Source organism: Pseudazoarcus sp. NS34, assembly GCF_059703725.1.
Genome location: NZ_BAAKIZ010000006.1, coordinates 1 through 5,311, shown reverse-complemented (window position 1 = coordinate 5,311; position 5,311 = coordinate 1). Strand labels below are relative to the sequence as shown.

Sequence of the window (5,311 nt, the reverse complement as noted above, 5' to 3'; positions counted from 1 at the left end):
GCCTTCGGGCTCCGAGAATCACAAAGATTGAGTGCTCATATGTCAGTTTTGACTTTGAGTGCTGTGGATTGAACTTAAGAGTTTGATCCTGGCTCAGATTGAACGCTGGCGGCATGCTTTACACATGCAAGTCGAGCGGCAGCGGGGGTGCTTGCACCTGCCGGCGAGCGGCGAACGGGTGAGTAATGCATCGGAACGTGCCCATGTGGTGGGGGATAGCCCGGCGAAAGCCGGATTAATACCGCATACGCCCTGAGGGGGAAAGCGGGGGATTCTTCGGAACCTCGCGCCATTGGAGCGGCCGATGTCGGATTAGCTAGTAGGTGGGGTAAAGGCTCACCTAGGCGACGATCCGTAGCTGGTCTGAGAGGATGATCAGCCACACTGGGACTGAGACACGGCCCAGACTCCTACGGGAGGCAGCAGTGGGGAATTTTGGACAATGGGCGAAAGCCTGATCCAGCCATGCCGCGTGAGTGAAGAAGGCCTTCGGGTTGTAAAGCTCTTTCAGTTGGGAAGAAAAGGCGCGCTCTAACATAGCGCGCTGCTGACGGTACCGACAGAAGAAGCACCGGCTAACTACGTGCCAGCAGCCGCGGTAATACGTAGGGTGCGAGCGTTAATCGGAATTACTGGGCGTAAAGCGTGCGCAGGCGGTTGTGTAAGACAGGTGTGAAATCCCCGGGCTTAACCTGGGAACTGCGCTTGTGACTGCACGGCTAGAGTACGGCAGAGGGGGGTGGAATTCCACGTGTAGCAGTGAAATGCGTAGATATGTGGAGGAACACCGATGGCGAAGGCAGCCCCCTGGGCCGATACTGACGCTCATGCACGAAAGCGTGGGGAGCAAACAGGATTAGATACCCTGGTAGTCCACGCCCTAAACGATGCCAACTAGTCGTTCGGAGAGGTAACTTTCTGAGTGACGAAGCTAACGCGTGAAGTTGGCCGCCTGGGGAGTACGGTCGCAAGATTAAAACTCAAAGGAATTGACGGGGACCCGCACAAGCGGTGGATGATGTGGATTAATTCGATGCAACGCGAAAAACCTTACCTACCCTTGACATGTCTGGAACTTGTGAGAGATCACTTGGTGCCTTCGGGAGCCAGAACACAGGTGCTGCATGGCTGTCGTCAGCTCGTGTCGTGAGATGTTGGGTTAAGTCCCGCAACGAGCGCAACCCTTGCCATTAATTGCCATCATTTAGTTGGGCACTTTAATGGGACTGCCGGTGACAAACCGGAGGAAGGTGGGGATGACGTCAAGTCCTCATGGCCCTTATGGGTAGGGCTTCACACGTCATACAATGGTCGGTACAGAGGGTTGCCAAGCCGCGAGGTGGAGCTAATCTCTTAAAGCCGATCGTAGTCCGGATCGTAGTCTGCAACTCGACTACGTGAAGTCGGAATCGCTAGTAATCGCGGATCAGCATGCCGCGGTGAATACGTTCCCGGGTCTTGTACACACCGCCCGTCACACCATGGGAGTGGGTTTCACCAGAAGTGGGTAGCTTAACCTTCGGGAGGGCGCTCACCACGGTGAGATTCATGACTGGGGTGAAGTCGTAACAAGGTAGCCGTAGGGGAACCTGCGGCTGGATCACCTCCTTTCAAGAGAAGAAGGATTCACAGACTTCTCAAGTACCCACAACTTATCGGTTGTCCGGATGTAGAAAGAGCCTCGAACGAAGAAACACCAGAGGGTCTGTAGCTCAGCTGGTTAGAGCACCGTCTTGATAAGGCGGGGGTCGTTGGTTCGAACCCAACCAGACCCACCATACTTATCAGGCGTGTTGGGCGGCTACAGAGCAGCACGAGGGGCTGTAGCTCAGCTGGGAGAGCATCGGCTTTGCAAGCCGAGGGTCGTCGGTTCGATCCCGACCAGCTCCACCAGCAATGGCGTGTGAAGTGATTCGTTCGAAGTAGGAAGGTTAAGCAGTGCGGCCCGAGAGTGGCGGTAGTGCTTAGCCTTTAGAGGCATCGTTCTTTAACAAAGTGGAAAGTGTAAAGTGTGTGGCCGCCGGCGTTTATGTCAGGCTGGTGGCTACATGGGTGTGTGATTGCATTTTTAGTCACGCCCTGACTGCTATTGAACCAGCGGGTTGGAGCGTGGCGCACAGACGCGTGTAATGCCGATAACCGGTGTTCTCCTGGAGACAGGGGGCATGGTTATAGGATCAAGCGACTAAGTGCATGTGGTGGATGCCTTGGCGATCACAGGCGATGAAGGACGTGCAAGCCTGCGAAAAGCGGGGGGGAGCTGGCAATGGAGCTTTGATCCCCCGATATCCGAATGGGGAAACCCACTCCGCAAGGAGTATCCCAGACTGAATACATAGGTCTGAGGAGGCGAACGCGGCGAACTGAAACATCTAAGTAGCCGCAGGAAAAGAAATCAACCGAGATTGCGCTAGTAGTGGCGAGCGAACGCGCAAGAGCCTGCACGACTAAACCATCGAGTTAGCAAAACGGTCTGGAAAGTCCGACGATACAGGGTGATAGTCCCGTATGCGAAAACTGGGTGGCGGGTCTGAGCGTGCGACAAGTAGGGCGGGACACGAGAAATCCTGTCTGAAGATGGGGGGACCATCCTCCAAGGCTAAATACTCGTGATCGACCGATAGTGAACCAGTACCGTGAGGGAAAGGCGAAAAGAACCCCGGGAGGGGAGTGAAATAGATCCTGAAACCGCATGCATACAAACAGTGGGAGCCTCCAAGTGGGGTGACTGCGTACCTTTTGTATAATGGGTCAGCGACTTACGTTGTGTTGCGAGCTTAACCGAGTAGGGGAGGCGTAGCGAAAGCGAGTCTGATAAGGGCGTTAAGTAGCACGGCGTAGACCCGAAACCGGATGATCTATCCATGGCCAGGATGAAGGTGCCGTAACAGGTACTGGAGGTCCGAACCCACTAACGTTGAAAAGTTAGGGGATGAGCTGTGGATAGGGGTGAAAGGCTAAACAAATCCGGAAATAGCTGGTTCTCCCCGAAAACTATTTAGGTAGTGCGTCGTACGGACACTTGCGGGGGTAGAGCACTGTAATTGTTGGGGGGGTCATCGCGATTTACCCCGCAATAGCAAACTCCGAATACCGCAAAGTGATATACGGCAGACAGACATCGGGTGCTAACGTCCGGTGTCGAGAGGGAAACAACCCAGACCGCCAGCTAAGGTCCCAAATGCATGGCTAAGTGGCAAACGAGGTGGGAAGGCCCAGACAGCTAGGAGGTTGGCTTAGAAGCAGCCATCCTTTAAAGAAAGCGTAATAGCTCACTAGTCGAGTCGTCCTGCGCGGAAGATGTAACGGGGCTCAAGCCATGAACCGAAGCTGCGGATGCACTATGTGCATGGTAGGGGAGCGTTCCGTAAGCCTGTGAAGGTGTCTTGTAAAGGATGCTGGAGGTATCGGAAGTGCGAATGCTGACATGAGTAGCGATAAAGGGTGTGAAAAGCACCCTCGCCGAAAGCCCAAGGTTTCCTGCGCAACGTTCATCGACGCAGGGTGAGTCGGCCCCTAAGGCGAGGCTGAAAAGCGTAGTCGATGGGAAACAGGTGAATATTCCTGTACCGATTGTAGATGCGATGGGGGGACGGAGAAGGTTAGCTCAGCCGGGTGTTGGACGTCCCGGTTCAAGCGTGTAGTCGTGCCTGGTAGGCAAATCCGCCGGGCTTAGATGAGGCGTGATAACGAGGGCCCTTGTGGCTCGAAGTGAGTGATACCCAGCTTCCAGGAAAAGCCTCTAAGCTTCAGTCTATGATCGACCGTACCGCAAACCGACACAGGTGGGCAGGTAGAAAATACCAAGGCGCTTGAGAGAACTCAGGAGAAGGAACTCGGCAAATTGATACCGTAACTTCGGGAGAAGGTATGCCCATGGTAGGTGAAGGACCTCGCGTCTGGAGCTGAAGTGGGCCGCAGAGAATCGGTGGCTGCGACTGTTTATTAAAAACACAGCACTCTGCAAAATCGAAAGATGACGTATAGGGTGTGACGCCTGCCCGGTGCCGGAAGGTTAAGTGATGGGGTGCAAGCTCTTGATCGAAGCCCCGGTAAACGGCGGCCGTAACTATAACGGTCCTAAGGTAGCGAAATTCCTTGTCGGGTAAGTTCCGACCTGCACGAATGGCGTAACGATGGCCACACTGTCTCCTCCTGAGACTCAGCGAAGTTGAAGTGTTTGTGAAGATGCAATCTCCCCGCGGCAAGACGGAAAGACCCCATGAACCTTTACTGTAGCTTTGCATTGGACTTTGACGTCACTTGTGTAGGATAGGTGGGAGGCTTTGAAGCGGGGACGCTAGTTCTCGTGGAGCCAACCTTGAAATACCACCCTGGTGTCGTTGAGGTTCTAACCTTGGTCCGTGAATCCGGATCGGGGACCGTGCATGGCAGGCAGTTTGACTGGGGCGGTCTCCTCCCAAAGAGTAACGGAGGAGTACGAAGGTCACCTAGACACGGTCGGACATCGTGTTGATAGTGCAATGGCAAAAGGTGGCTTGACTGCGAGACCGACAAGTCGAGCAGGTGCGAAAGCAGGTCATAGTGATCCGGTGGTTCTGTATGGAAGGGCCATCGCTCAACGGATAAAAGGTACTCTGGGGATAACAGGCTGATTCCGCCCAAGAGTTCACATCGACGGCGGAGTTTGGCACCTCGATGTCGGCTCATCACATCCTGGGGCTGTAGCCGGTCCCAAGGGTATGGCTGTTCGCCATTTAAAGTGGTACGTGAGCTGGGTTTAAAACGTCGTGAGACAGTTTGGTCCCTATCTGCCGTGGGCGCTGGAAGTTTGAGAGGGCCTGCTCCTAGTACGAGAGGACCGGAGTGGACGTACCTCTGGTGTACCGGTTGTGACGCCAGTCGCATCGCCGGGTAGCTAAGTACGGAAGAGATAACCGCTGAAAGCATCTAAGCGGGAAACTCGCCTCAAGATGAGACTTCCCTGGGACCTTGAGTCCCCTGAAGGGTCGTTGAAGACCACAACGTTGATAGGTCGGGTGTGTAAGCGCAGTAATGCGTTGAGCTAACCGATACTAATTGCCCGTGAGGCTTGATCCTATAACCATGCATCACACGTGAGCGTACAAAACGCAGTCACGCACCCAACAACACCCTTTACACTCCCACTTTGTTACCCCGTCATAGTCTGACGACCATAGCAGCCTGGAACCACACCTTCCCATCCCGAACAGGAACGTGAAACAGGCCCGCGCCGATGATAGTGCAGATACCTGTGTGAAAGTAGGTCATCGTCAGACTAACCCCATATGCAAAAAGCCCGCTCAAATCGAGCGGGCTTTTTTGCGTC

2 tRNA genes and 3 rRNA genes are annotated in these 5,311 nt (G+C 54.4%); all 5 read left to right on the top strand.

What is annotated here, in order from left to right:
- Window positions 1–70 precede the first annotated feature (70 nt).
- The 5 genes from AC6H0N_RS15570 (at window position 71) to rrf (ending at window position 5,261) form a co-directional block, all read left to right on the top strand.
- Window positions 71–1,611: ribosomal RNA gene (locus AC6H0N_RS15570) — 16S ribosomal RNA — on the top strand.
- A 90-nt stretch (window positions 1,612–1,701) separates the two neighbouring features.
- A tRNA-Ile gene (locus tag AC6H0N_RS15565) sits at window positions 1,702–1,778 on the top strand.
- Between the two features lie 39 nt (window positions 1,779–1,817).
- Window positions 1,818–1,893 (top strand) — tRNA-Ala (locus AC6H0N_RS15560).
- A gap of 282 nt (window positions 1,894–2,175) precedes the next feature.
- Window positions 2,176–5,061 (top strand): 23S ribosomal RNA (locus AC6H0N_RS15555).
- 87 nt (window positions 5,062–5,148) lie between these two features.
- Window positions 5,149–5,261: ribosomal RNA gene (gene rrf, locus AC6H0N_RS15550) — 5S ribosomal RNA — on the top strand.
- The 16S, 23S and 5S rRNA genes sit together here with 2 tRNA genes alongside, the layout of an rRNA operon.
- Window positions 5,262–5,311 lie beyond the last annotated feature (50 nt).